The following is a 23,968-nucleotide window of genomic DNA, read 5'->3' as shown; positions in this document are numbered from 1 at the left end:
GTAGGAGCTGCCGAAGGCTGCGATCTTTTGATCTTGATCTTGATCTTGATCTCTACAAAACAAGATCAAAAGATCGCAGCCTTCGGCAGCTCCTACATGAGCCGCACCGCGGCGTTATTTCAGGTTGCCGCTGAGGAATTGTTTCAGGCGTTCGCTTTTCGGGTTGCCCAGCACTTCTTCGGGCGCACCTTCTTCTTCCACCAGGCCTTGGTGCAGGAACAACACCTGGCTGGAGACTTTGCGGGCGAAGCTCATCTCATGGGTCACCATGATCATGGTTCGGCCTTCTTCGGCGAGCCCCTGAATCACCTTCAGCACTTCGCCCACCAGTTCCGGATCAAGCGCCGAAGTCGGTTCATCGAACAGCATCACCTCCGGCTCCATCGCCAGCGCCCGGGCAATCGCCACGCGCTGTTGCTGACCGCCGGAGAGAAATGCCGGGTATTGATCCGCGACCCGCGCCGGCAGGCCCACCTTGTCCAGATAACGCCGTGCACGGTCGTCGGCTTCCTGTTTGCTGCAACCCAGCACCCGGCGCGGGGCCATGGTGATGTTTTCCAGCACGGTCATGTGGCTCCACAGGTTGAAATGCTGGAACACCATCGCCAGGCGCGTGCGCAGGCGTTGCAGTTCATCGGCGTCGGCGACGTGCATGCCGTGACGGTCGGTGACCATGCGGATCGCCTGGCCATCGAGGCTCATGGCGCCGTCGTTGGGTTGTTCGAGAAAGTTGATGCAGCGCAAAAAGGTGCTTTTGCCCGAGCCGCTGGCGCCGATCAGGCTGATCACGTCGCCTGTCTTGGCCTTGAGCGAAACGCCTTTGAGCACCTGATGGTCGCCATAGCTTTTGTGCAGGCCTTCAACGGTCAGTTTGTACATGGGACAGACATCCTCAAGGCGAAAGTAGGTAGCCGCTGCGATAGGCTTCAGCGCCCGCAACGTGGGCGATGACCATGCCGGCAGTGGCCATGCGTCGCAGCGAACGGGCGTACATCACGCCGGCGCTGGTGCAATGAACGGGGGTGACCCGGTCGTGGATCGGGTCGATGACTTCAGCGATCTGTTGTCCGGCTTCGAGGTATTGCCCCGCCGTGGCGGTGTACACCAGCAGACCACCGACCGGGGTGGTCACCGGTTCCACACCGGCCAGCGGCGTGGCGGGGAACGGCAACGGCGGTTGCGGTTTGGTCTCGCCGACAATCGCATCGGACTGGATCAGGTAATCGATCAGCGCCTGGCAGTCGCGACTGGCCAGCGGATGGGTAACGTCACCCTGGCCGCGCAACTCGACGGTCACCGAGAAACTGCCCAGCGGAATCTCGAAGTGTTCGCCGAAGCGTTCCTTCAATTGCCACCACAGCAGGGTGAAGCATTCGTCGAACGACTGACCGCCGGAGTCGGTGGCGAGCAGGCTCGCCTGTGCTTCGATGTAGCGCGCCAGCGGTTCGACCTGCGGCCATGCTTCGGGCGTGGTGTAGAGGTGCACCACCGATTCGAAATCGCAATGCAGGTCGAGCACCATGTCAGCGTCGCAGGCCAGCCGTTGCAGGGTCAGACGCTGGGATTGCAGTTGCGTGCTGGCGGTCTGGCGGGCGAGGGCGTCGCGCAGGTGCGTGCGGATCAGTTCGAGGTTGTGCTGCGGATCGTCGTTCAGCTTGCCCTCGATTGCGTTGCCGATTTCTTCGCTGAGGTCGACGAACCAGCGGTTGAAGTTCTGCCCGCTCTCCAGTTCGTAGCGGCCCAGCGGCACGTCCATCAGCACTTGTTCGAGGCCGACCGGGTTGGCCACCGGCACCAGCACGATCTGGCTGCGCAGGCGCCCGGCCGCTTCCAGCTCGGCCAGACGCTGCTTGAGGTGCCAGGCCACCAGCATGCCGGGTAATTCATCGGCGTGCAGCGAGGACTGAATGTAGACCTTGCCCTTGGCCTGCTCCGGGCCGAAGTGGAAGCTGTGGATCTGTCGTGCGGTCCCCGGCAGCGGGGCCAGCAAGTCATGAATCAGGTGGCGCATTTGCTGTGGTGTCCTAGTGAGTCGGGCCGAGGAAGGCTAGCCATCGGCGTTCGGCAAGGCGGAACAGGCCGACCAGCGCAAAGGTAATGGTCAGGTAGATCAGCGCGGCGATGCCGAACGACTGAAAGGTCAGGAAGGTCGCCGAGTTGGCGTCCCGGGCAACTTTCAGGATGTCGGGGATGGTCGCGGTGAAGGCCACGGTGGTCGAGTGCAGCATCAGGATCACTTCGTTGCTGTAATACGGCAACGAACGGCGCAATGCCGAGGGCATGATCACGTAGGCATACAGCTTCCAGCCGGTCAGACCGTAGGCCTTGGCCGCTTCGACTTCGCCGTGGTTCATGCTGCGGATCGCCCCGGCGAAAATCTCCGTGGTGTAGGCGCAAGTGTTCAGCGCAAAGGCGAGGATCGTGCAGTTCATTGCATCGCGAAAGAAACTGTCGAGCAGCGGCTGCGCCCGCACGGCGGCGAGGCTGTAGATCCCGGTGTAGCAGATCAACAGCTGGATATACAACGGCGTGCCACGGAACAGGTAGGTGTAGAACTGCACCGGCCAGCGGATGTAGAAGTGCGGCGAAACCCGCGCGATCGACAGCGGAATCGAGACGAGGAAACCGAAGAAGATCGAGGCGCTGAGCAGCCACATTGTCATCGCCAGCCCGGTGATGTTCTGGCCGTCGGTATAGAGGAAGGCGCGCCAGTATTCCTGCAGAAGTTCGATCATCGTACGGCCTCCCGGGCACCGGCGGCGTAGCGGCGTTCGAGCCAGCGCAGGATGACGTTCGAGGCACTGGTGATCAGCAGATAGATCAACGCGGCGAGAACCAGGAAGTAGAACAGTTGATAGGTGCTTTTACCGGCGTCCTGCGCGGCTTTGACCAGGTCGGCGAGGCCGATGATCGACACCAGCGCGGTGGCCTTGAGCATCACCATCCAGTTGTTGCCGATGCCCGGCAGGGCGAAACGCATCATTTGCGGGAATACCACGAAGCGAAAGCGCTGGCCGCGTTTGAGGCCATACGCGGTGGCGGCTTCGACCTGACCGCGCGGCACGGCGAGAATCGCGCCACGGAAGGTTTCGGTGAAATACGCGCCATAAATGAAGCCCAGGGTCAGCACCCCGGCGCTGAACGGGTCGATTTCGATGTATTCCCATTCCAGGTAATCGGTCAGAGACGTCAGCCAGGTTTGCAGGCTGTAGAAGATCAGCAGCATCAGCACCAGATCCGGCACCCCGCGAATCAGCGTGGTGTAGAGCTGCGCGGGCAGGCGCACCAGTTTGACTTTTGACAGCTTGGCACTGGCGCCGAGCAGGCCGAGCAACACGGCCACCAGCAGCGACAACGCCGACAATTTGATGGTCATCCAGGTGCCTTCCAACAGCAACGGGCCAAAACCCTTGAGGCTGAAGGCGGAGAGCCCCAGATTTTGTAAGAGGTTTTCGAACATAAATCAGCAACCTGAGCGGATGGAAAAGGCGCCCATCGAGGATGGGCGCCGGGGCATTATTTACCGCTGTACAGATTCAGATCGCCAAAGTGTTTCTTTTGAATCTCGGCGTATTTGCCGTCATCGTGTAACGCTTTGATACCTTTATCTAAAAGCGCTTTCAGCTCAGTGTTACCTTTCTTAATACCGACAGCGGTTTTGGCTGGCAGCAATTCGCTGTCGACCGGCTTGCTGACGTCATAGTCGGCGCCCTGGGGCGACTTCAAAAAGCCCAGTTCGGCTTGCAGCATGTCCTGAATGCCGGCGTCGAGACGGCCGGAGGTCAGGTCGGAGTACACCTGATCCTGGTTCTGATAGGCCTGGGTTTTCACGCCGGCCTTGTCCAGCACGGCTTTGGCGTAGGCTTCCTGAATGGTGCCTTGCTCGTAACCGACGGTTTTGCCTTTCAGGGACGCGACGTCTGCGGTGATACCGGAACCTTTCTTGAACACGTAAGCGGTCGGGCCGGAGAACAGCTCGCTGGAGAAGTCGATGACTTTTTCGCGGGCCGGGGTCACGGTCATCGACGAGATCACGCCGTCGAATTTATTGGCCTTGAGGCCCGGAATCATGCCGTCGAAGTCACTTTCGACCCACTTGCACTTGACCTTGAGTTCGGCGCAGATCGCGTTGCCCAGGTCGATGTCGAAGCCCACCAGGCTGCCGTCAGCCGCTTTCGACTCGAACGGTGCGTACGAAGGGTCAACGCCAAAGCGCAGCTCTTTGTATTCCTTGGCCAGCGCGGAGCCAGCGGCCATGCACAACGCCAGTGCAGAAAGGGTCAGCAATGCTTTTTTCATTATTCAATCCCTAAGAACCAATATGAGCGCTTGTGGCGCAGAATTATTGTTACTGGAACGCGTACGACCTATAGAAAGTAGCAATTTCCGAACCAGAGTCCCGAACAAGTGTTTTAAAAGGTTGGGCGGGGAGGGGCGAGGGCGATTGAATGCCCGGAATTGGGCATCGCAGAAAGCGTGCACTGATTTGTGGCCGATCGTTCCCACGCAGAGCGTGGGAATGATCAAATAATCGATTGTTGTCCCGGGAAAGGGGGTCAGGCCAGCAAGTCTTGCAAAGTGGCCAGGCTGTCCGCTTCGTCGACGCTTTTATCCTGGCGCCAGCGCAGCATCCTCGGAAAACGCACGGCAATCCCGCTCTTGTGCCGCCGCGACAGGGCAATACCTTCGAAACCCAGTTCGAATACCAGGCTCGGTTTCACACTGCTGACCGGGCCGAACTTCTCCACAGTGGTCTTGCGCACAATACTGTCGACCTGGCGCATCTCCTCATCGGTCAGCCCCGAGTAGGCCTTGGCGAACGGCACCAGCGAACGCTGGCTGGACTCGGGCGGGCCGTCCCACACGGCAAAGGTGTAATCGCTGTACAGACTGGCCCGGCGACCGTGACCGCGCTGCGCGTAAATCAGCACCGCATCGACACTGAACGGATCGACTTTCCACTTCCACCACACGCCCATGTCTTTGGTCCGTCCGACGCCATACAACGCGTCGCGCGCCTTGAGCATCATGCCCTCTACACCGAGTCGCCGAGAGGCTTCGCGCTGACGGGCGAGGTCGAACCAGTCGCTGCCGGTCAGCACGGGCGAAGGTAAAAGTACCGGGCTGTTACAGCGCGCGATAACCTCTTCCAATTGCGCGCGGCGCTTGGCTTGCGGCTGGTTGCGCCAGTCTTCACCCTGCCATTCCAGCAAGTCGTAGGCGAGCACCACCACCGGCACGTCTTCGAGGATTTTCTTGTCGAGGGTTTTGCGGCCGATGCGTTGTTGCAGCAGGGCGAAAGGTTGCACCGCTGGAGGCTCGGTCGATTGCGGATCGAAAGCGTCTGCAGTGCGGGGATGGGTGCTTTTCCACACGACGATTTCGCCGTCGATCACCGTGCCGTCGGGTAAACCGTGTACCAGTACCTCAAGTTCGGGAAAGCGCTCGGTCACAAGTTCTTCGCCCCGCGACCAGATCCACAGCCGGCCTTCACGCTTGACCACTTGTGCGCGGATGCCATCCCATTTCCACTCAATCTGCCAATCGCTGGCCGGGCCGATCAGCGTTTCGAAGTCTTCCACCGGTTGCGACAAGGCATGGGCGAGGAAAAACGGGTAGGGCTGACCGCCACGCTGGGCATGTTCATCGCTGGATTCGGGGGCAATCAGCTTCAGGTAGCTGGCGGCGCTCGGCCGGTTCGAGAGATCGGTATAACCCACGAGACGCTGCGCCACACGCTTGCTGTCCAGCCCGGCCATCGACGCCAACGCACGGGTGACCAGCAGTTTCGACACGCCAACGCGGAAACTGCCGGTGATCAATTTGATGCACAGCATCAGGCTCGGGCGATCGAGTTGCGCCCACAGGGCGGGCAGTTGTCGGCTCAGGTATTCCGGGGTTTCACCGCGCAGCGGCAGCAGTTTGTCTTCAATCCATTCGGCAAGGCCGGCGTCGGAACTGTGCGGGTTTTCCGCGAGTATTAGGGAAATGGTTTCCGCCAGGTCACCGACCGATTGATAGCTCTCTTCAAACAACCACGGTTGCAGACCGGAGACCTCGACGGCGAGTTCGCGCAGGATTCTCACTGGCACCAGTTGCCGGGGCCGGCCCCCGGACAGGAAGTACACCGCCCACGCGGCGTCATGGGGTTCGGCTTGGGCGAAGTAGGCCTGCATCGCCGCCAGTTTGGCGTTGCTCGATGTCGTTGCGTCGAGTTCGGCGTACAGCTCGGCGAATGCTTTCATGCGGGCGTCTCGGCGATGGTCGGTTCGGTGGCGAGGTTTTCTTCTTCGTCATCGCCGTATTCGGTGTTGAACCCCTGGGCATCCAGACCCTGTTCGCGCAGATGCCGCACCAGTACGCCGATCGAGCCGTGGGTGACCATGACGCGTTCCGCGCCGGTCTGCTCGATAGCCCAAAGCAAGCCGGGCCAGTCGGCGTGATCGGAGAGCACGAAACCGCGATCGACGCCACGCCGCCGGCGCGTGCCACGCAGACGCATCCAGCCGCTGGCAAATGCATCGCTGTATTCGCCAAAACGGCGCATCCAATTGCTGCCTCCAGCAGAAGGCGGGGCAATGACCAGGGCCTGGCGCATGATCGGGTCGCTTTTTTTCACGTCCCCGGCGTAGATCGTCGGCGGCAGATACACCCCGGCGTCGCGGTAGACCCGGTTCAGCGGCTCGACCGCACCGTGGCTGAGGATCGGGCCGAGGGTTTCATCGATGCCGTGGAGAATCCGCTGGGCCTTGCCGAACGAATAACAGAACAACACACTGGCCTTGCCGGCCGCGATATTGGCCGCCCACCACTGGTTGATCTCGCTGAACACCTGCCCCTGTGGCTGCCAGCGATAAATCGGCAAGCCGAAGGTCGATTCGGTGATGAAGGTGTGGCAGCGCACCGGTTCGAACGGAGCGCAGGTGCCGTCGGGTTCGATCTTGTAATCGCCCGACGCGACCCAGACTTCGCCGCCGTATTCCAGACGCACTTGTGCTGAACCGAGCACATGGCCGGCGGGGTGAAAACTCAGGGTGACACCGTGGTGCGTCAGGCGCTGGCCGTAGGCGAGGGTTTGCAGGTTGATGTCCTGCCCCAGACGCGCGCGCAAAATCCCTTCGCTGGCGCTGCTGGCCAGGTAATGCTGGTTGCCGGTACGGGCATGATCGCCATGGGCATGGGTGATCACCGAGCGCTCGACGGGGCGCCAAGGGTCGATATAGAAATCCCCGGCGGGGCAATAGAGACCTTCGGGGCGCGCGATAACAAGGTCCATGTCGTTACCTGAATGGGGGGCTTGTTAGCTATGAGGCTGGCGCGAGTCCGGAAGTTCTATCGACTTTGAAGAGCAACCCTCACCCCAGCCCTCTCCCGGAGGGAGAGGGGGCCGACCGAGGTGTCGGGCGAGCTACATCGACCTGAAAGACCGAGTCGATTATGGATTCGGCAGAGCACGAACCGACTTAACTGAGGATTCGGCAGAGCACGAACCGACTTAACTCAAGATTCGGCAGAGCACGAACCGACTTAACTGAGGATTCGGCAGAGCACGAACCGACTTAACTCAAGATTCGGCAGAGCACGAACCGACTTAACTCAGGATTCGGCACCACACCAACCGAGCTGATTCCGGATTCGGCGCCGCCCGTTCAGGTCGGCGTATATCTCCAGCAACCCCCAATCAGTCCCCTCTCCCTATGGGAGAGGGTTAGGGTGAGGGGCTTTTGATGTACAGCTTATTTGCCAGGAGTAAGGGTCAGGCGGGTCTTGCCGTACACCCGGTCAAAGTTCTGCGGCTGCATCGGCAAACCGATGTACTGCCCCTTCAGCCACGCATCGATGCCATTGAGGTAATTCGGACTCACCGGATTACCCGACTGCCCCGTACCGTTCTGGCCCATCAGCGGTTCGGCCTGGCCGAAGTCGACGATGAAACGCATCGACGGCGCACGCGTCGTGGTGAAATCCTGACCCCAGGCAAATGCCGACGTGTTCAGCGTGGTGTGATCGCCGCCGGCCGCCAGAGGTCCGCGCACGGTCTGGCCATTGCTGTTCTTCCAGGCATAGCTGTGCAGCTTGCCCCACTGCCAGACGCGGTGATCGCCGCCCAACTGGCTGTCGCCCGCGCTGATCGCAGCAGCGAGGCTGCGCGCGAGAATCACCGCTTTGTCTTCTTTCTGCGGCGTGCGCAGGTCATCCCAGAACGGGCTGTCCTCGCGTCCCAACAAATGGTCAGCCTGCGCTGCGTAGGACAAATCGCCATTGGCGATAAACGCTTTCCACGCCGGGCTGGATGCCGGGCCGAGTTCGTCGAGGAAGATCTGTTTCATGCTTTCTTGCAGGAACAGTTCGTAAATCGCCGCGTCCGCCGAGGTCGGGCTGAGCTTGCCGTCGAACGCCATCAACCGCGTGAACGCTTCGCGCGCCTTGCTGCGGTCCGCTTCTGGCAGGGCATCGATAGCCTGTTTCAGCGGCTGCTTCATGCCCGGTGCTTCGAAGACTTTCTTCAACTTGGCGGCGAAGGTGGTGGTCTGGTCGTATTGCATGGCGATCACGCTGCGGCTGTCGTGCTTGGCGCTGCCGGCCAGTTCCGCCAGGCGCTCGCCACGTTCCGGCGCCGCCCAGGAGTTCGACAGTTGCATGCCGTAACCGTGTGGAATCACGCGCTGGTTGGCGGTGCCGAGCCAGCCTTGCGCCGGATCCTGATCGTAAGGGTGGAGCATCGGGTCGGCGTAACCGTCCCAGTCATAGCGACCTTCCCAGCCCGGCGACGGCAACAAGCCTTCGCCTTCACGGCGGTTGGGGAAACGGCCGGTGACCTGCCAGCCGATGTTGCTCGCATCGGCGAACACCAGATTCAGGGCGATGGCGCGGATCTCGCGGCTGGCGTCGGAGGCGCGCTCGACGGTTTGCGCGCGGGTCAGATCAAAAAACGCATCCAGCGACTTGTCATCAGTGAAGCTCGGCGTCTGCAAGGCCAGACCGAAACCGTTGCCCTGCGCCGCTGCCTGAGCACTGTTGAGCAGTGCGCCATGGCGGGTTTCGTACACCGCTTCGCGAATCGGCCGCTGGCCTTTGACGAAGTAGGTTTCGTTGCGCACGCCCAGCGGCTGCCATTTGCCATTGACCTCGTAGGTCAGGCTGCTGCCTTGGCGACGGATTTTTTCCAGGAATAGATCCTGGTTGTCGCCAAGTACGCTGGTCATGCTCCAGGCGACTTTGCCGTTGAAACCACCGAGGACCAGCGGCAGACCGGCCACGGTGACACCGGCGGCTTGATATTTCGGTGCGCGGATTTGTACGAAGCTCCACAGCGACGGAGCGGCCAGCGGCCCATGGGCGTCGCTGGCCAGCAGGCTCTTGCCGCTGCGGCTGCGTTGCGGGGCGATCGCCCAGTTGTTCGAAGACGTGGTGCCGAGCAGATTCAGCGTCGACAGTTGCTGGCTGGCGTTGCTCAGCTCGGTCAGCCCCGGGATCTGCCCGTTGAGTTTGAGCCCTTGCAGTTTGTCGGCCTCAGCCAGCGGCAGGTTCTCGTCAGGCGCGGACGGGGTCAGCCAGGCGAGTTTGTCGGTGGTGACGGTTTGTGCGAGCACCAGCGAGGAAATCTCTTCCGGCAGGTTGGCCGACTGGCTGAAATTCAACAGAGCAAAAATCAGCGCCGAATCTTCCGGTTTCCAGTATTCCGGCTTGTAGCCGCTGGAGGCGAGGTCGCCCGGCAGTTTGTCGGCGTAGCGGAACAGGTAGGCGTTGACGCCCCGCGCATAGACTTCAAAGAAGCGCTTGAGACGCGGCGACGAAGCCTTGTACAGCTCGCCGGCGCTTTTCTTCAGATTGACCGCGCGCATGTAGCGGTCGGCATCGAGCATCGACGCGCCGGACATTTCCGCAAGCCGGCCCTGGGCCAACAGGCGCAAGGTCACCATCTGATTGATGCGATCGCTGGCGTGGACGTAACCGAGGCTGAACAGTGCGTCATGGAACGTGTTGCTCTCGATCAGCGGCATGCCCATGGCATTGCGACGTACCGACACGTTCTGCGCCAGGCCCTTGAGCGGTTGCACGCCGGAGGTCGGCGGGAGAGTGTCCTGAGCATTCCAGGTCTGGCAACCGGACAGGCTCAAAACACCGGCCACTGCTGCGGCAACGCCGAACCGGGGAAGAAAATGTGTGAGGGCTGGCGAGGCCATGGCAAAGCTCCTGCGGGGGGTAGCGTCAGTAAAGGCGCTACGTTAGTGAGCAGGAGGGTGCCGCGCAAGCGGGGCGAGCGCTTATTTCTTCCCGCTGATCGACCTGTGCGCATTGGATATGCCTTGCATGGCTGGAGGGGGGGATGCTGAACTGCGCAAAACTCAATGAACCCCGTATGAGAAAAATGCCATGGAGCTTCAGGCCAGCGCCGCACTGATCATCATCGACCAGCAAAAAGGCATTCTGCAGCCGCGTTTAGGGCGAAGGAATAATCCTCAGGCTGAACAGCGAATCCTTGATCTGCTGGGGTTATGGCGGCGTACTGCAAGGCCGGTGATTCATGTGCAGCACCTGTCGCGCGAGCCGGGTTCGGTGTTTTGGCCTGAGCAGGAAGGGGTGGAGTTTCAAGAGAGATTTTTGCCGCAGGATGGCGAATGGCTGATTCAGAAGCAGGTGCCGGATGCGTTTTGTGCCACCGGCCTCGAGATGCGCTTGCGTCAGGCGGGAATCGGGCAGTTGGTCATCGTCGGTGTGGCGACCAATAACTCAGTGGAGTCGACAGCGCGCACGGCGGGCAATCTGGGGTTTGCGGCGTGGGTGGCGGAGGATGCGTGCTTCACCTTCGACAAGGCCGACTATTTCGGCACATTGCGTACGGCTGAAGACGTGCACGGGATGTCGCTGGGGAATTTGCACGGGGAGTATGCGACGGTGGTCAGCTCTGCGCAGATTCTGGTGGCCGGCTGAAAATTTTTGCCGTATGTGCCGGCCCCTTCGCGAGCAGGCTCGCTCCCACAATGGATCGCATTCCAGTTGAAGAAACCCGGTCAACTGCAGGATTGCATTCCAACTGAAGAAATTCGATTAACTGTGGGAGCGAGCCTGCTCGCGAAGGCGGCAGGTCAGGCGAAGAAGTTCTTCGCCCCAGGCATCAAGCGCCGTGGCACTTCTTGAATTTCTTGCCGTTGCCGCATGGGCACGGGTCGTTGCGGCCGACGTCTTTCAGGGCGTTGCGCACCGGCTCCTGGTGGGCGTGGCCGCAGTTCGGGCCGTGCACGTGGCCGTGGTCATGGTCGTGATGATGGTCATGATCGTGGTTGCAGTCAGGGCCATGGACATGAGGTTGCTGGGTCATCGGTGTTGCTCCGGAATTAAATCGGCGGGGATTATCACGCCATTGCGCTCAAGGTGCACGTAGTGGGCGATGAATAAACCGGTTTCCATCTCACCCTGCAAACGATAGGGAATCTGCTGGGTCGAGCTTTTCAGCATTTTCACCACGTCTTTTACCCGAGGCCACAGGTTAGTGCGGATCGGCACCTTGAAATACGCACTGCGTTTCGGCCCGACGGTGAACCAGTGTTCATGCTCACCTTCGGCAAGCAGCATCTCAGCCAAGTGAATACGGTATTCGATGCCGCGTACGGTCAGGTCGCTGTCATTGGGGTTATCGACGCGAAAGTGCAGAATGAATTTCTGTTCGAGCAGCTTGGCGCGCACCACTTCGACTTTCACCAGATGCACGGCGGGATCGACGCTGTCATCGCTGAACCACGACGCGCAACCGCCGAGATTGAGCATCAGCATCAGAATGAAGCATTGGCAGGTGCGCCGACGACCGAGCATGGTTTAACTCCCTTTGGTGCCAGTCTAGACGCTAAAAGATCGCAGCCTGCGGCAGCTCCTACAGGGGAAACGCAAATACTGTGTAGGAGCTGCCGCAGGCTGCGATCTTTTGATCTTCAACCTCAAGCGCCGAAATACCCCGCACAGCACTTCTTGATGTGTTGCAACAATTCACTACATGACGCTAGGACTGCCACGGTAGCCGCTGGGCTTAGGATGCGAGCATAGCCGGTAGGTGGTCACGTGGTGCTGCCTCTACCATGTCACGTTGAATGGAGAATCCATAGGGCAAAAGCGCCAAACATAAGTACGAAATCGACATTGGCACGTGTTTTGCTTAGTGATAGATTGCAATTTCCAAGTTCCGTGGTATAATTAGTATACAGAGACAGTAAATTTATTCGCTCTCTGTTCTACTCCAAATTCAGAACACTTAAACCGAACCGGCAACTTACCGAGTTCGGTTTTTCTGTAGGCCAAGGAACCCTTTAGTCCTGTCACGTTCTCGACAAGTGGGCGGGCCGATACTTGTCACAACTAGCTGGACTGCTCCTAAGGGAGTTCAGCTGAGAGGAAGTTTTAGATCCTTCCTCGACCCGTCAATCCTACGGGTAGCCTTCATAGCCGGCATGGATAACTAATTTCGAAACACTCATGTAAATCTTGGAATGATCAATTCATTCAATAGCCGGACATAGTTCCGGCTTTCTTATGCTTTGCCCTCGCTTACGCGGACATTTCAAACATACCAATTCTTCCCGGAGCCCATTAATGGCAGTAACGGCAGTAAGGCCCTGCGTGGTCTGTAACGCACCAATGATTACCCAGCGATCAACTAAGCAGACATGTGGCGAACGCTGCACGAAAGCCCAATACCGCGCTAAACAGCGCCTACAACAAGCAACACAACCACCCATAAAAACAGAAGGAAACAAAACCATGAGTAAACTAACACCAATGCAGTTCGCTTTCAGTCAGTCGGAATATGAAGCCCGCTGCGAAAATGAAATCGCATTCTATAAATCTCGCATCGAAAAGCCCTATCAGGGTGTTGTCGGCGCCATCATCGAGTCTTCACCGAGCAACCTAACGTTGCAACAGTCTCTTGATTACTACCATCAAATGCTCACTGATGGTTACACGCCGCTTGAAGAAATGTCAGCCCTACCAACGGCGTCACTATTTGATAGCCCGTTGGGCTCATTCGTCACCATCTACCTGATGAAGCCTGAGAAACAACAGAAGAGTGATTGTGCAAAGATTCGTCAGGAGGTTAAGGCTCAATATGAGGCTGAGCTTGAAGAAGCGTTGAATGCCGAGGTAGATCGCCAAGTGGCGTTGTCTCTTGCCAAAGATGAGCGTGATCGTCAGGACGTCGAACAAAAGCAACGTTTGGAGCGTGAGCAAGAGGTTCGTGATGAACTCGCAGCTTCCCGTGCAAAGCTCCGCGATCAGCTCATCGAGTCAGGAAAGTTGAACATTGATGGGAGTGCGGCATGACTGATACCAAGTTAATCGATCCAGCGACACTTAGCGGGACGGAATTGCTACTACGCCAAACTTACTGTCCTGATACGCTCGCTACAAGCCCTGTAGCGGCTCCTGTAGAGGTCGTTGCAAAACAAGCGCTACCTGTAGATGAAGAAGCCTCGGAAGAGGCTGTAATCGCGTTTAAAGCTGCTCTGGAGTTGCTTGCAGTTAAAGAACGTGCCGCTAAGTTGGTTGAGGCTGCTAAAAAAGAACGCGAGGATAAGAATAAGCAATGACAAACAGCTTCACCGAACAAACTGGGTTGAAAAAGTCCCAACCGCAATACCACAGCATCACACGCATGACAGGCCACCCAAAAATCAGAATGTTTACCTGTGCTATGGGGCAATGGCTTCGCAAGTATCACGGCTTCGATATCGACTTTAGTTATCAGTGGGTGAGACACGAAGACGGCAGTTTGTACTTCGCTCTCACCGGCTCGCGCTCTGTGCAAGATGTATTCGCCGCCTACGTAGATAACAACCAAGGCGATTACTACGACACCGCTAACGTTGTTCAATACGGACGCAACACTCCGGCATTCCATCGTGCTTTTAATAAGCTGCTGGAATCGAGACAGCTCCGCCACGGTTACGGGGAGTCTAAACAGTGAATTCTGAAATCATCGCCAAGCTAGTCGGTGTCCTACAGTTCCAAGTTGATATTTCTGGTCTTCAACGCTTTGAGCGTGGCCTGTCCCAAGCACGCCAGAAGATGATGGCTCTGTCTCGTGAGGCAGATGTTCTAGGTAAGAAACTGGGTGCCAAGATGGGCATCAAGGTCGATAGCGCCGGACAGGAAAAGCTAGCCAAGACTGTAAGAGCCAATCTCGACCGAGAGCTAAAGCTTGAACAGGCCGTTCAACGCACCAGACGTGCAACGTTCACCGCTGAACTACAGGGGCAGAAGCTCATCAACCTTCGCCAGAAAGAAGGGGCAGCAATCCAGTCCCAGGCCCTGCGCGACAGGATCGCTCAGGCCGTTCTAGATGCTAAGTCAGCCAAGGCCGAAGGCGAACGTTTGAAGGTGTCGGGCGCAGCACTCAAACAGGCTCAATCCATTGAGCAGCACAAGGCCCGCCAAGCTCGCTTGGAAGCACTCCTAGGCCAGCAGCAACAGAAGACCGCCATCCTTCAGCAGAAGCAGTTCCAAGCAATGACGGCCACTCAAAAAGCTGAGTTTGCCCTACAGCAATCAAGGCTGAGCTCACACCGTGCAGCAGTGAAGTTTGCTGCACAGCAAGAGGCTGCAAAGGTTCGTGCTCAGCGTCTCGAAGTAAGCCACGCTCAGAAGGGGGAGCGCTTTCAATGGGCTCAAACCCGCCAAGCTCATTGGGAGGCAAAGCGTAACGAGCCTAGTCCCTCTACAGGCTTTATGGGGCTAGGCACCGGGGCTCTCGCCCTAGGTGGTGTAACGGCTGGCCTTGCTGCAATTGTGGGGGCGGTAAGCGCGCTTGGTGACCGTCTCTCGGCTACACAAGCCCGAGTGTCTGACAGCCAGCAGCTAGAAAATGTCCTTAGCCAAGCAGGTGGGAAAAACCCTGCAAACGCTGAGTTCGCTAAATCGGAATGGCTACGGATCAACGCCAAATATGGCACTGAGGCTAGTCTTGAATCCGCTAAGGCGTACAGAACGTTCTTGATGGCAGAGATGGCCCGAGGTCGTAGCATCAGCCAAGCCACTGGCACATATGAAACACGCCAAGCAGCCTTTCGCGGTGCTGGGATGACTGCCGAGGAACAGCGCCGTGCAAACCTGCAACTCCAGCAGATTGCGAGCAAATCACAGGGCGATAGGGAAGACCTGAACACCTTCTCCGAAAGCGCCCCTTTGCTTGTAGAGCCTATTCGTAGGGCGTGGGCGGAGAGGAATAAACATCCTCTAGATGCCAATCTTGAAAAGGATTTCAGAGCAAGCACCAAGACAGGCAACTTGAAGGCAATCGACTTTACGAAAGGTATTGAGTTGTTCGTGAAGGAAAACGCCGCTGCAATTGAGCGTCAGAGTGGCAGCATCGATGCCAACGCGACTCGCCTAGCCAATCAGAAATTCTTGCAGCAGCAAGGGTTGGATCAGAGTCCGGAATTGATCAACTCGATCAATGAAAGGATCAAGAGTGAGATGGAACTGACAGAGGCATTGAAGCCTTTGAAAGAGGCTGCGGTACAGGCTGACATTGCTCTCAACAAAATGGCTGCATCTTTTGCTCGGTTTATCTTCGGGAAAGATGATACTCCCGAGCAGGCAGCTAAAAAGATCGACGGCCTATCACCTGATCAACCTGCGATTGATGTAAGTGCGCTTAGTACGCCTAAGCCATCTACCGGTGAGAAACCTCAAGATCCAGTTAGCCGCCTGTTCCGTTGGATGACGAACTCTCCTGATTACGATGAAGGCCCTGCGAACAAAGTTAGAGCGCCGCAAATGAACACGCTAGGGATGCAGTTTCCGAAGCTTGATCTATCTAAGCTAAGGCTTGACATGGATATGGGTGAATTGGCTGAGCGAATTGGTGAATATCAACGCTTCCGCCCTGACACATTTGAACCCATCACATCGAGAGACATGATGCGGACATCTGGCTCATCTGTTGAATATCCAGTGCAGCAAATCACTACAACGAATGAACACGTTACCAATAACAACAGCACAATCACGCCAACGATTAACGTGACTGTCAACACAGTTGGTGGTGATGAAGTGCTAGGCAAAGTGATCGGTGACGAAGTTGATGCACGGATGCAAAGGATGCTGAGAGAAACACAAGCCAATCAAAAAGAGCTTTACTGATGGTTTCCGTTATTCGGGCGATTGTGCTGGCTGCAATCGCTCAGGTGATGATTCTGGCGCTACTCATTGGCTACTTGTTTGTGCACACCGATAACATGGCAAAAACCTACGCTCTCTTGGCAGAGCGTAACGCCAACTCATATACAACTGAGCTAGTGCACGATCAATACAACCGGTTGCAGGTCGAGCGAAGTCAGGAGCGTGAGGATATGCGTCAGTTTGTAGACCGTCGTATCGACCTCAAGATTAGTCAGGCAATGAAATAAAAGTAACTGCCCTCGTAAGCACACATCTAAATCCCACTTTACAGGAGACAACTGTATGGCGCTGCCATTCGAATTCAAATCATCAGGGGCGGCGTTAACCGCTGCCATGACCCTGATCGGAACAACACGTAAGAAGTTTGTGATCAAGCAGATCATTAACCCATTTGGTCAACTCCGTTGGATCGTCACACACCCAGACGGAAACCCAGCAATCCCATACGAGGTATTCACAGCATGAAGACATGCACATGTCGCCACTGCTCCACCAACTTTGTTACAGACAAGTTCAAGCCGTTCTGTTCGCCGCTGTGCCGAATCACAGCTACAGCCCTAAATCCAGACAACAAGAAAACACACCAATCTTGCCCAGTGGGAGATACACCGAATGACCAAAGCAGCACCCGCAACAACACCTAAAAAGAAAGATCTACGCAAGACATGTAGCGTTTGCAGGGCGAAGTTCCTGCCTGCTAACCGCAAATCGTTAACATGCAGTGATGATTGCAAGAGAGCAAGACGTAACAAGGCAGTCAGAGCGGTAAGCCGGAAGAAGCGTAAGCCCAAGCAGTTCCCTATCAGTAACATCTTCGTTCAACTTCTGCTGCGCCATGCCAAACAGGCGGGCACCGTGCAAATAGTTCAGTACATCACTGCTGAGGAACTGCTAGAACTTCGCGAAATGCAAAAGATGCAGCTAGCTACAAACTGTTATTCGGTGCGGGACTTTGCGGACTACCATTTTTGCCATGTGTACCCAGTTCACGGAATGCCTCACGTCGGCAAATTCACCCCTCGGAACCTTGTCCTAGGCAACGGTGCGTTGAATCGCCAGCATGCTAACCGTTATTTCGGTGGTGGGGACTTCATCAGCCCCGCACACAAGACGAATCGATTTGACGTGCAGAGCTGGATGTCTGACGCTGAGATCGTAAAGCTCATGATCGAGTGCGTCGGTCAGCAGGAGTGGGATGCCTTTGACAAGGTAGCCAAGCTACAGCCAAGTACGAAGCAGTCCTACATAGATCTGTTGACGCCTCTTCTGGATCGAAACAACCCAGCTCATCGTCAGTACCTGAAAATCTTCGATGAGCCACGTTCAACGGCGAATGAACTACGTGCTGTGCTGGAGTCACTGACCGAGAAGAAAGTGTTCATGCTTGGATACCGTGGATACAAGTCACCCATGGACTTGATGCTCTCGGAATTTGGACGTGTAGTGAAATATCGTCCAGACCTGGCCCCGGTGTTGAAGGCGCTGGAACAGATTGAGCAGACAGCTCGGTACTTCACACATGACAGCTTTGTCCTAGACGATGTCGAAGGGTTCTTCTTCGATATTCTGCACGGTATCGAAGTAGCGGACACGGTGCTGGCAGAGCTAGCGGATATCGTTGTTGAGGCGCTGACAACCTCAACCGCCAAGATGAAAAACTTCGACAAGGTGGATGTCTATGATCCGTTTTCACCGGGAGAGATTGAGGCTCGCCGTCAAAGGATGTCTCAACTCGCTGCGTAACCCAAGCCCTGCCAGTTATGGTGGGGCTTCCTTTTGCGCGGAGAAAAGTCCGAACACCACCCCTATTGCTCTAGATTTACATGTCGTCAAAAGTTGATCCCATTCACCCAGAACCGTTGAGTTAGACGCTCGCAACGGGTCAAATTCGTGGGTAAGAAATACCGCCCCCAAGCTAGCCCTAGAGCACTGAGATTGCGCCATAGCGTAGCTATGAACCTGACTTCCATCTGGCGAAGCCAACGAGCCATCCACGCTGAGGCTATTAATACACACACCCACACTGGACACTCCATGCCCTCAGGGATGTGCTCGTTTTTCACTGATGGCATTTGGCCTTGCCAGCCATGGATTTACACGCTAGGTTTCGTACCGCAATTCACTCCACCATGAAAGGAATCTCTAGAATGTTGCATGTGTTGGTTTCACTAGATTTGAAAGAGGCGGATGCCTCTGTACGCACTGACTTCAATGCTTTTTTGGCTGATGTGAAATGGGCCAAGTTAGGCGATGTCGATACCGTTTGGAGCTTTCATATCAAAGATTGGGAGCAGTCCCATCATGATTCTACCAAGCAGTATGTAGTTGATCAGCTGATGAAGGCAGCGAAGACTTTTAAACTGAAACAAATCTCTATCGTTGCTCAAATTGGCAATGCCAAAGCAGTTGGTCACAAAATCACTCTGAAGAACGGCGTGCACACAGGTGCTGATTTTAACCCGTACGCGTGATATTCAATAACCTCTGGAAACTGCCCGAAAACCTAGGGAAACTGTTGCTCCAGTGCATCCGTCCAGAGCGTGAGTTCTGAGGCTACTCCCCGGAAAGCTAGTGTTTCCGGGGCTTGCCAGATTGCACGGATAAGCTGGACTCGTTGCCAACTCTTCGCGTTGAGGTTTTCGCACCAAAACGGCAGTTTTGAGACGGAATCACTGCTTTCTGCGAAAGCACACTCCCCAGCCCCAGCCTACCCAGAGCTGCGCTACGATTCCTGCACCACCCCTCAAGGATGACCACCTATGACCACCAATGCCGAAACCATCGCTGACGCACTGGAGCTTATCCAGTTGAACCAAACCGCCATTGCCGCTGGTCTTGAAGAAGTGGCTCTGTGGATCGAAGCCAGAGGCAGTCTGGAGGTGCACGAAAACATCATTGCATCGCTTTCGACGCTAGATAGGAACTCCGATGGCATCGCCTCCACCATCCGTCTGCTACGTCAGGAAGGCAGTTAACGAATCTACAACGAACGTACAAGAAATGTTATGATCTAGTCCCATGCATCGAATGAGGACTAGAAAATGGAAGTTGTGGCGTACTACCGGGTTTCCACAGGAGCCCAAGAGAAGAGTGGTCTCGGTCTGGAAGCTCAGGTTGATTACGTCCATTCAGCGGCTCGCCAGCAAGGCTGGAAGATCGTTGCTGAGTACACAGAGACCGTAAGCGGCACGATTGCCCCACAGGATCGTCCTGAGTGCAAGAAAGCCTTGGCTAATGGGCTACCCGTGCTAGTGGCGAAGCTGGACAGGATCGGTCGTGACGTAGGTCACATCGCCGAGCTGATGAAGCGCACCTCACTGAAAGTGGCAACCATGCCGCTCGCTGATAACTTCCAGCTTCACTTGTTTGCAGCGCTGGCTGAGCAGGAGCGTTCGTTCATCGCCAGTCGTACAAGGGATGCGTTGAAGGCTTTGGCAGTGCGTGCAGAGGAAGGTGATACTGAGTCAGTGGCAAAGGTGGCTCGCCGTGCTGAGACGCTAGCCAGAGGCCGTACAGACGCCAACCGGGCTAAGGCTGTAGAAGCCGTTCAACTCCGTGTGAGTACATGGCTTGAGACAGTGCGAGACCCAATCGACCTGTGCATCCGCAAGGGTGCCAAGACGCTACCAGCAGTGGCTAAGTGTTTGAATGAGAAGGGAGTTGCTACAAGTCGAGGCGGTGAGTGGTCTCCGATGCAAGTGAAGCGTGCAATGATGGCGCTAAGCCTGTCATTCGCCCCGTAATGGTCTCTGTAAGCTCCTGTGGGGCTGCTACAGGCGTTATCGCTACAGTATGGCTACATAGGTAGCTGTAAGCTCTCAATGATGCCTGTAAAGGTCTTGGTGAGTTTGATTCTCAAGTGAGGTGTTATATTATTTGAGAATCGTTCAGCTTTGGCTGCTGCTGGTATCTGACCTGTTCAATGCCTCGGGTAAATCTCTGGAAATCACGCCAGCCTTATTTTCTCACCATGAATTCGAAGCGCTGCAAGAGTTGCACCTGTCTCGGCGGGGCGGGCCAGTATTCTCGAAATTAACGCCTGTTGAGCGCTTTGAAAATCCAGTCTTTCAGTTTGAAAGTGAAGTGACTAAGAGTTAGCAGGGCCGCTACGACTATCACTGATGCACCTATCCCGTACAGTTTTGCGAGGTCTCCATTTTCAGGAGCAACTTCCATATACTTTGCTAATGGCTGCATTAACTCTGGAGATAGTGTGGCGGATGCAATGATTCCAAATATGATTGTGATGCGGCGTGTGTAAGATTCGGATTTTATCTTATCGTCGAGCTCTAGCGCTTTACGGACTGTCTCAATTTTCTTGTGCAGTAATTTGTAAATCGAAGTGAGGTGGTCGCCTTTCAATACTTCTTCAATGTATTTAGCTATTTCCCCATATTTGTGTGCCGATAGAAGCGTTTCTTCGAATTCCAAGATGTCGAGTTCCAGACGAGCAACGTGGGTTGCTGTCCTGCATTTGTCGAGTCCCAAAGAGGCGTAAGAGTAGTATGTTTGTATGAAGTGCGATGCCTCGTTCAATACCTGAATGTCGGATACGATGTTGTTGAAGGTGTAAGTCTCGTGCTGTTCAACGAACGACTCGACCTGAGAAGATGCGAGCAGCAGTGAAATGGGTTCAGAATAAAAGTTGTTGAAGTCGTCGAAATTTCTCATGTCCTTATGATTGGGGTCAGGATGGGTTGTTTTCTCTGAGAGAAAGGTTCGGGCCATTACGCTGTTAACTAGTAGTTTGTGAGTGGCCCAGTTTTCCGCTGCACTCCATCTTTGATTGGTGTGTGAGCTGATGTAAATTATCGGTTTTCCACGCCAATGCTGTCCTATCGAGTCGTCTATGTACTGGCCGCCGTACCACCTGATGTGTGTTTGGACGGCACCTAGCGCGATAGTGCGAGCAACCACCGATAACAGATTTCTCGCTATATCTGTGAGCGTGAACTGGCTAGTATGCACTAGCTCATATACTGTAAGAAGTTCGTCACCAAACTCTAACTCGCCGGGAGAGTTTAGTGCCTCACCTATGACCGTCTCAAATGCTTCTCGCTGAATTATTTTCTCGCGGCGAGACATCTGAGCTATCTGTGACTCAGTACAGGCTAAGTGAATCTCTTTCTCGCATAGTACTGAAGTAATATTTCTGCGGGATTTATTTGCTTCGCAAAAAACTACATCTTGAATCGTAGCGTCTTGAAAGCCTGTGATTGTGGGAAGCGAGATACTGATTATCCCGCCAGTGTACACTCTTAGGTAGGGGGTGATTAGCTCGTGAGTTTCATCGCCCTCGCATTGTATAGCCATCGGGCGCATGAATATTCTAGCGCTCTCCGTAGGAAAGCCAAATGCGGTATTAAATAGGCGTTTGTCCGATAGAATCAAGTCGAGAGCTAAGCGAAAACTATATGCATCAGAATGCCCGGGGTTTGCATCTAGAAAGTCGTTGTGGCCAGTGACCCTCATGCCTTGTTCTGTAATTGTTGTTTCAATGTTTAGTTGTTGAGATCTGAGCCTTTTTTCATCTTTAAAGTATATCTTGCCGCTGCTAGTTAGGGCGAAGCTGAACGCGGCGGACTCTGCAAGGATCTCGCACATGCCTTCAATATTCACGTTGCCCGTAATTTTTGAAGAGTATAGGAAGGTCGCAGTGCCTGAATACGTCTCTTCTTCAATAAGTGTGCTTTCAATACTTGATTCTGTGTCAGGTTGTCCCATCAACTATCATCCTTAATACCCGTCGAATTTTACGGTGCCATAAGCCGTCGATGATTGCACGTAATCTACGGGTGGGCTACGACTGACCATTCACAGCGGCTTATGCATAAACCGTCTTAAGATTACAGTTGTAATGCCTTGATCGAATAGCGTTGTATTATATATAGGAGTAGCCCTAGCTCTTGATTCTGCTCCCTACGTTGTAAGCGAAGCTTACGTGTTGAAACCCTCGACCTACGGTCGTAAGTAATCCAGCGATGCCGATGGCATCCGTTCGCACCCAAGCAGAAGAGCAAAGCAAAAGCTGATTTGTGTAGAAGGTGTATGCGGTCGAGGTAGACCGTTAGGTCTGAGGTGTTCCCACTGGTGGGAGTTAGCTACGACCTTCAGTCAAAGGGTATACCTTCGTCAGCGTGCGCTGACGTTTAAGGTCTGGCAGGTACTTTGATTTCCTTCATCAGGCGCCTCGACGTCAACTGCCATTTTGGCAAGTCGCCATGTACCTTCTGGAGTTCTTCAAACGCCTCTGATGCGCTGTCGATGCGTATCTGCTTGTTGTAGTGGGTTATTACGCCGATAACGGATGGTTCGGGGTCATCAGCCGTCTTCATCGCGATCAAATACGTTTCATTACAGCGTCCGTTCTTTCGAACATAGATTTGAGTTCCTAGCCTTTTAGTCAGATTGTTCGCAGCAGCGCGTCCTTCGAAGGATGTGAGGTCAAGCTTTTCGAAGAAGTCTGATTTGCTCACTACCCGGTCAACTGCCATCTGCTGGCGTAGGCTGTCTTTCTCGGCGTCGATGGTAGAAAGCTGGCTTTCAAGCTCGTGCAATAGCTTCGCTGTTGTCCTGCTGGGATATTCGTTGTGTGCGTCTTCGGCTGCTGCAAATTTGGCCCGTAGTTCTTCACTACGACCTTCCGCAACATCCAGCTTCTTGGCGATTGCTCCTGAATTGCCTTGAACAAGGCTCAGCGAATCCAGCTTCGCGAGAATTTCCCGAAACACTGTTTCTGTCCGTGTGGCGCTGACAACTCCCGCGCTGCACATTCCACGGATGCTGTGGCTGCACTTGTAATACTTGTGGCCTCTCTGGCTTTGCAGGTGCATGGCAGCACCACAATCAAAGCAAAAGAAGATACCCGCCATTACATTGAAGTTGGCCGTCTGTTTCGTGATCTTGTGCAGACGCCGTGAGCCTCGTGCAGCCTGTGCCCGGTAGAAGGTTTCTTCATCCACTACAGGCGGGAAAAAGCCCTTGATGGGTTCGCCATCTGGCGTCCTGACTCCGTCGATGAAGATGTGGGGCTGATACTCGCCTAGCGTGGTGCGGGAGTCCAAGATATGGCGAACGGTGCTGAACCCCCAGAGGCCGGAGAAGTTCTTTCGGCCCGCAGAGAATGCCGGTATGCCTTCCTGATTTAGCGTGGCTGCAATGTTGCGTGATCCGTGCCCTTGCGTTGAGAGATCGAAGATCCGTCGTATCACTTGAGCATGGTCAGGGTTGAGAGTGTAACCCTCCGGGGTGACATCTAGCCAAAGCGGCCTGAGCTTTCCTAGGGGCTTGCCGGTAGCACGAGCATCAGCCTGTTTCTTCCGCCACGCAGATGAAACCCGGCTTCCTTTGGTGGCGCTTTCTTCGTGCGCCCTAGACATGCTGATTATCGACACGAGCAAGTCGGTTACGTCGAAGTCTTTTGTGTAAAGCCGCTGATCTAGGCTCGTGAAGACGTTGATGCCCTTCGCGAGCAGGTCGAGGAAGCGGGGCAGGGCATCACGCACCTTTTCCCGGCTCAGCCTGTCTAGCGATTCGATGACAAGGAAGCTACCCGTGGGAATGGTGCCGTCTTCGACGTAGCTGAGAAACCGGGCTAGCTCACTCGTGTCATCAACGTGCTTACCTTTGTAGGCAGAGCGCCCGGCATCGAAGAACAGATATTCCTTTGGGTCTGCGAGTTCTAACCCCTTGCTTGCGGCGAACGCCTTGGCTGCTTTGGTTTGACGCTCGTAGCTGTCACCCGCTGACTGCTTAGCGCTACTAAACCTGACATATGAAAATACCTTCGCCATCG

The 23,968-nt window shown here is 55.5% G+C and carries 23 protein-coding genes; 11 read left to right on the top strand and 12 right to left on the bottom strand.

Annotated features, from left to right (window positions below; translation table 11 throughout):
* Positions 1–114: 114 nt before the first annotated feature.
* The 8 genes from QZR14_RS04570 to QZR14_RS04535 all read right to left on the bottom strand — a co-directional run bounded on the left by QZR14_RS04570 (position 115) and on the right by QZR14_RS04535 (position 10,187).
* Positions 115–879, bottom strand: a complete 765-nt coding sequence (locus QZR14_RS04570; RefSeq protein WP_007918612.1) for an ABC transporter ATP-binding protein — start codon at positions 877–879, stop codon at positions 115–117.
* 13 nt (positions 880–892) lie between these two features.
* Positions 893–2,011, bottom strand: a complete 1,119-nt coding sequence (locus QZR14_RS04565; RefSeq protein WP_311995995.1) for a succinylglutamate desuccinylase/aspartoacylase family protein — start codon at positions 2,009–2,011, stop codon at positions 893–895.
* A 13-nt stretch (positions 2,012–2,024) separates the two neighbouring features.
* Positions 2,025–2,735 (bottom strand): ABC transporter permease, encoded by a 711-nt coding sequence (locus QZR14_RS04560; RefSeq protein ID WP_007918610.1) that lies wholly within the window; start codon positions 2,733–2,735, stop codon positions 2,025–2,027.
* Positions 2,732–3,460, bottom strand: a complete 729-nt coding sequence (locus QZR14_RS04555) for an ABC transporter permease (protein ID WP_250603231.1) — start codon at positions 3,458–3,460, stop codon at positions 2,732–2,734. The genes QZR14_RS04560 and QZR14_RS04555 overlap by 4 nt, the downstream gene beginning before the upstream one ends.
* Before the next feature lie 56 nt (positions 3,461–3,516).
* Positions 3,517–4,299 carry a transporter substrate-binding domain-containing protein gene (locus QZR14_RS04550; protein WP_007918608.1) on the bottom strand — a complete coding sequence of 261 codons (783 nt, stop codon included), beginning with the start codon at positions 4,297–4,299 and terminating at the stop codon, positions 3,517–3,519.
* Between the two features lie 257 nt (positions 4,300–4,556).
* On the bottom strand, positions 4,557–6,245 hold the full coding sequence (locus QZR14_RS04545) for an ATP-dependent DNA ligase (protein WP_311995994.1): 1,689 nt from the start codon (positions 6,243–6,245) through the stop codon (positions 4,557–4,559).
* Positions 6,242–7,276 (bottom strand): ligase-associated DNA damage response exonuclease, encoded by a 1,035-nt coding sequence (locus QZR14_RS04540; protein ID WP_311995993.1) that lies wholly within the window; start codon positions 7,274–7,276, stop codon positions 6,242–6,244. The genes QZR14_RS04545 and QZR14_RS04540 overlap by 4 nt, the downstream gene beginning before the upstream one ends.
* Positions 7,277–7,736: 460 nt before the next feature.
* Positions 7,737–10,187 (bottom strand): penicillin acylase family protein, encoded by a 2,451-nt coding sequence (locus QZR14_RS04535; protein ID WP_311995992.1) that lies wholly within the window; start codon positions 10,185–10,187, stop codon positions 7,737–7,739.
* Between the two features lie 190 nt (positions 10,188–10,377).
* On the opposite strand from QZR14_RS04535, the gene QZR14_RS04530 reads away from it, so the two are divergent.
* Entirely contained in the window at positions 10,378–10,935 is a 558-nt protein-coding gene (locus QZR14_RS04530) for a cysteine hydrolase family protein (RefSeq protein WP_311995991.1), read from the top strand.
* Positions 10,936–11,119: 184 nt separating this feature from the next.
* On the opposite strand, the gene QZR14_RS04525 is transcribed toward QZR14_RS04530, so the two are convergent.
* Both QZR14_RS04525 and QZR14_RS04520 read right to left on the bottom strand, forming a co-directional pair.
* Positions 11,120–11,323: an SEC-C metal-binding domain-containing protein gene (locus QZR14_RS04525; protein WP_003198420.1), complete on the bottom strand. Its 204-nt coding sequence runs from the start codon at positions 11,321–11,323 to the stop codon at positions 11,120–11,122.
* The gene (locus tag QZR14_RS04520; RefSeq protein WP_311995990.1) at positions 11,320–11,814 is read right to left on the bottom strand and encodes an LEA type 2 family protein; all 495 of its coding nucleotides are present in this window, start codon (positions 11,812–11,814) and stop codon (positions 11,320–11,322) included. The genes QZR14_RS04525 and QZR14_RS04520 overlap by 4 nt, the downstream gene beginning before the upstream one ends.
* 939 nt (positions 11,815–12,753) lie before the next feature.
* Here QZR14_RS04520 and QZR14_RS04515 point away from each other — a divergent pair.
* From QZR14_RS04515 to QZR14_RS04470, 10 genes are all read left to right on the top strand, one after another.
* The gene (locus tag QZR14_RS04515) at positions 12,754–13,314 is read left to right on the top strand and encodes a hypothetical protein (RefSeq protein ID WP_311995989.1); all 561 of its coding nucleotides are present in this window, start codon (positions 12,754–12,756) and stop codon (positions 13,312–13,314) included.
* The gene (locus QZR14_RS04510; RefSeq protein ID WP_311995988.1) at positions 13,311–13,580 is read left to right on the top strand and encodes a hypothetical protein; all 270 of its coding nucleotides are present in this window, start codon (positions 13,311–13,313) and stop codon (positions 13,578–13,580) included. Before QZR14_RS04515 ends, QZR14_RS04510 begins: the two co-directional genes overlap by 4 nt.
* Positions 13,577–13,957: a hypothetical protein gene (locus tag QZR14_RS04505; RefSeq protein WP_311995987.1), complete on the top strand. Its 381-nt coding sequence runs from the start codon at positions 13,577–13,579 to the stop codon at positions 13,955–13,957. Before QZR14_RS04510 ends, QZR14_RS04505 begins: the two co-directional genes overlap by 4 nt.
* On the top strand, positions 13,954–16,134 hold the full coding sequence (locus QZR14_RS04500; RefSeq protein WP_311995986.1) for a hypothetical protein: 2,181 nt from the start codon (positions 13,954–13,956) through the stop codon (positions 16,132–16,134). Before QZR14_RS04505 ends, QZR14_RS04500 begins: the two co-directional genes overlap by 4 nt.
* On the top strand, positions 16,134–16,400 hold the full coding sequence (locus QZR14_RS04495; RefSeq protein ID WP_311995985.1) for a hypothetical protein: 267 nt from the start codon (positions 16,134–16,136) through the stop codon (positions 16,398–16,400). Before QZR14_RS04500 ends, QZR14_RS04495 begins: the two co-directional genes overlap by 1 nt.
* 55 nt (positions 16,401–16,455) lie before the next feature.
* Complete coding sequence (locus QZR14_RS04490) at positions 16,456–16,638, top strand: hypothetical protein (RefSeq protein ID WP_130926754.1); 183 nt, start codon at positions 16,456–16,458, stop codon at positions 16,636–16,638.
* A gap of 147 nt (positions 16,639–16,785) precedes the next feature.
* Positions 16,786–17,916 carry a hypothetical protein gene (locus QZR14_RS04485; protein WP_311995984.1) on the top strand — a complete coding sequence of 377 codons (1,131 nt, stop codon included), beginning with the start codon at positions 16,786–16,788 and terminating at the stop codon, positions 17,914–17,916.
* A gap of 404 nt (positions 17,917–18,320) precedes the next feature.
* On the top strand, positions 18,321–18,644 hold the full coding sequence (locus QZR14_RS04480; RefSeq protein WP_137217573.1) for a hypothetical protein: 324 nt from the start codon (positions 18,321–18,323) through the stop codon (positions 18,642–18,644).
* A gap of 288 nt (positions 18,645–18,932) precedes the next feature.
* Complete coding sequence (locus QZR14_RS04475; RefSeq protein ID WP_137217574.1) at positions 18,933–19,148, top strand: hypothetical protein; 216 nt, start codon at positions 18,933–18,935, stop codon at positions 19,146–19,148.
* Between the two features lie 66 nt (positions 19,149–19,214).
* Positions 19,215–19,916, top strand: coding sequence for a recombinase family protein (locus QZR14_RS04470; protein ID WP_311995983.1), 702 nt, complete (start codon positions 19,215–19,217; stop codon positions 19,914–19,916).
* Between the two features lie 289 nt (positions 19,917–20,205).
* Here the strand turns inward: QZR14_RS04470 and QZR14_RS04465 are convergent, their stop codons facing one another.
* Positions 20,206–21,897 carry a hypothetical protein gene (locus QZR14_RS04465; RefSeq protein ID WP_311995982.1) on the bottom strand — a complete coding sequence of 564 codons (1,692 nt, stop codon included), beginning with the start codon at positions 21,895–21,897 and terminating at the stop codon, positions 20,206–20,208.
* Between the two features lie 425 nt (positions 21,898–22,322).
* Positions 22,323–23,966: a recombinase family protein gene (locus QZR14_RS04460; RefSeq protein WP_311995981.1), complete on the bottom strand. Its 1,644-nt coding sequence runs from the start codon at positions 23,964–23,966 to the stop codon at positions 22,323–22,325.
* Positions 23,967–23,968: the final 2 nt, after the last annotated feature.

This window comes from Pseudomonas sp. rhizo66, assembly GCF_031931925.1.
Taxonomy (GTDB): Bacteria; Pseudomonadota; Gammaproteobacteria; order Pseudomonadales; family Pseudomonadaceae; genus Aquipseudomonas.
The sequence above is the reverse complement of the archived record's forward strand: the minus strand, read 5'-3'. Positions and strand labels throughout refer to the sequence as shown.

Excerpts from the sequence above, each read along its gene's own strand:
- QZR14_RS04465 (WP_311995982.1), bottom strand. The coding sequence starts at position 21,897 with ATGGGACAACCTGACACAGAATCAAGTATTGAAAGCACACTTATTGAA.
- QZR14_RS04505 (WP_311995987.1), top strand. The coding sequence starts at position 13,577 with ATGACAAACAGCTTCACCGAACAAACTGGGTTGAAAAAGTCCCAACCG.
- QZR14_RS04540 (WP_311995993.1), bottom strand. The coding sequence starts at position 7,276 with ATGGACCTTGTTATCGCGCGCCCCGAAGGTCTCTATTGCCCCGCCGGG.
- QZR14_RS04535 (WP_311995992.1), bottom strand. The coding sequence starts at position 10,187 with ATGGCCTCGCCAGCCCTCACACATTTTCTTCCCCGGTTCGGCGTTGCC.
- QZR14_RS04495 (WP_311995985.1), top strand. The coding sequence starts at position 16,134 with ATGGTTTCCGTTATTCGGGCGATTGTGCTGGCTGCAATCGCTCAGGTG.
- QZR14_RS04510 (WP_311995988.1), top strand. The coding sequence starts at position 13,311 with ATGACTGATACCAAGTTAATCGATCCAGCGACACTTAGCGGGACGGAA.
- QZR14_RS04545 (WP_311995994.1), bottom strand. The coding sequence starts at position 6,245 with ATGAAAGCATTCGCCGAGCTGTACGCCGAACTCGACGCAACGACATCG.
- QZR14_RS04530 (WP_311995991.1), top strand. The coding sequence starts at position 10,378 with ATGGAGCTTCAGGCCAGCGCCGCACTGATCATCATCGACCAGCAAAAA.
- QZR14_RS04560 (WP_007918610.1), bottom strand. The coding sequence starts at position 2,735 with ATGATCGAACTTCTGCAGGAATACTGGCGCGCCTTCCTCTATACCGAC.
- QZR14_RS04480 (WP_137217573.1), top strand. The coding sequence starts at position 18,321 with ATGTTGCATGTGTTGGTTTCACTAGATTTGAAAGAGGCGGATGCCTCT.
- QZR14_RS04520 (WP_311995990.1), bottom strand. The coding sequence starts at position 11,814 with ATGCTCGGTCGTCGGCGCACCTGCCAATGCTTCATTCTGATGCTGATG.
- QZR14_RS04550 (WP_007918608.1), bottom strand. The coding sequence starts at position 4,299 with ATGAAAAAAGCATTGCTGACCCTTTCTGCACTGGCGTTGTGCATGGCC.
- QZR14_RS04525 (WP_003198420.1), bottom strand. The coding sequence starts at position 11,323 with ATGACCCAGCAACCTCATGTCCATGGCCCTGACTGCAACCACGATCAT.
- QZR14_RS04470 (WP_311995983.1), top strand. The coding sequence starts at position 19,215 with ATGGAAGTTGTGGCGTACTACCGGGTTTCCACAGGAGCCCAAGAGAAG.
- QZR14_RS04460 (WP_311995981.1), bottom strand. The coding sequence starts at position 23,966 with ATGGCGAAGGTATTTTCATATGTCAGGTTTAGTAGCGCTAAGCAGTCA.
- QZR14_RS04485 (WP_311995984.1), top strand. The coding sequence starts at position 16,786 with ATGACCAAAGCAGCACCCGCAACAACACCTAAAAAGAAAGATCTACGC.
- QZR14_RS04565 (WP_311995995.1), bottom strand. The coding sequence starts at position 2,011 with ATGCGCCACCTGATTCATGACTTGCTGGCCCCGCTGCCGGGGACCGCA.
- QZR14_RS04555 (WP_250603231.1), bottom strand. The coding sequence starts at position 3,460 with ATGTTCGAAAACCTCTTACAAAATCTGGGGCTCTCCGCCTTCAGCCTC.
- QZR14_RS04490 (WP_130926754.1), top strand. The coding sequence starts at position 16,456 with ATGGCGCTGCCATTCGAATTCAAATCATCAGGGGCGGCGTTAACCGCT.
- QZR14_RS04515 (WP_311995989.1), top strand. The coding sequence starts at position 12,754 with ATGAGTAAACTAACACCAATGCAGTTCGCTTTCAGTCAGTCGGAATAT.
- QZR14_RS04570 (WP_007918612.1), bottom strand. The coding sequence starts at position 879 with ATGTACAAACTGACCGTTGAAGGCCTGCACAAAAGCTATGGCGACCAT.
- QZR14_RS04475 (WP_137217574.1), top strand. The coding sequence starts at position 18,933 with ATGACCACCAATGCCGAAACCATCGCTGACGCACTGGAGCTTATCCAG.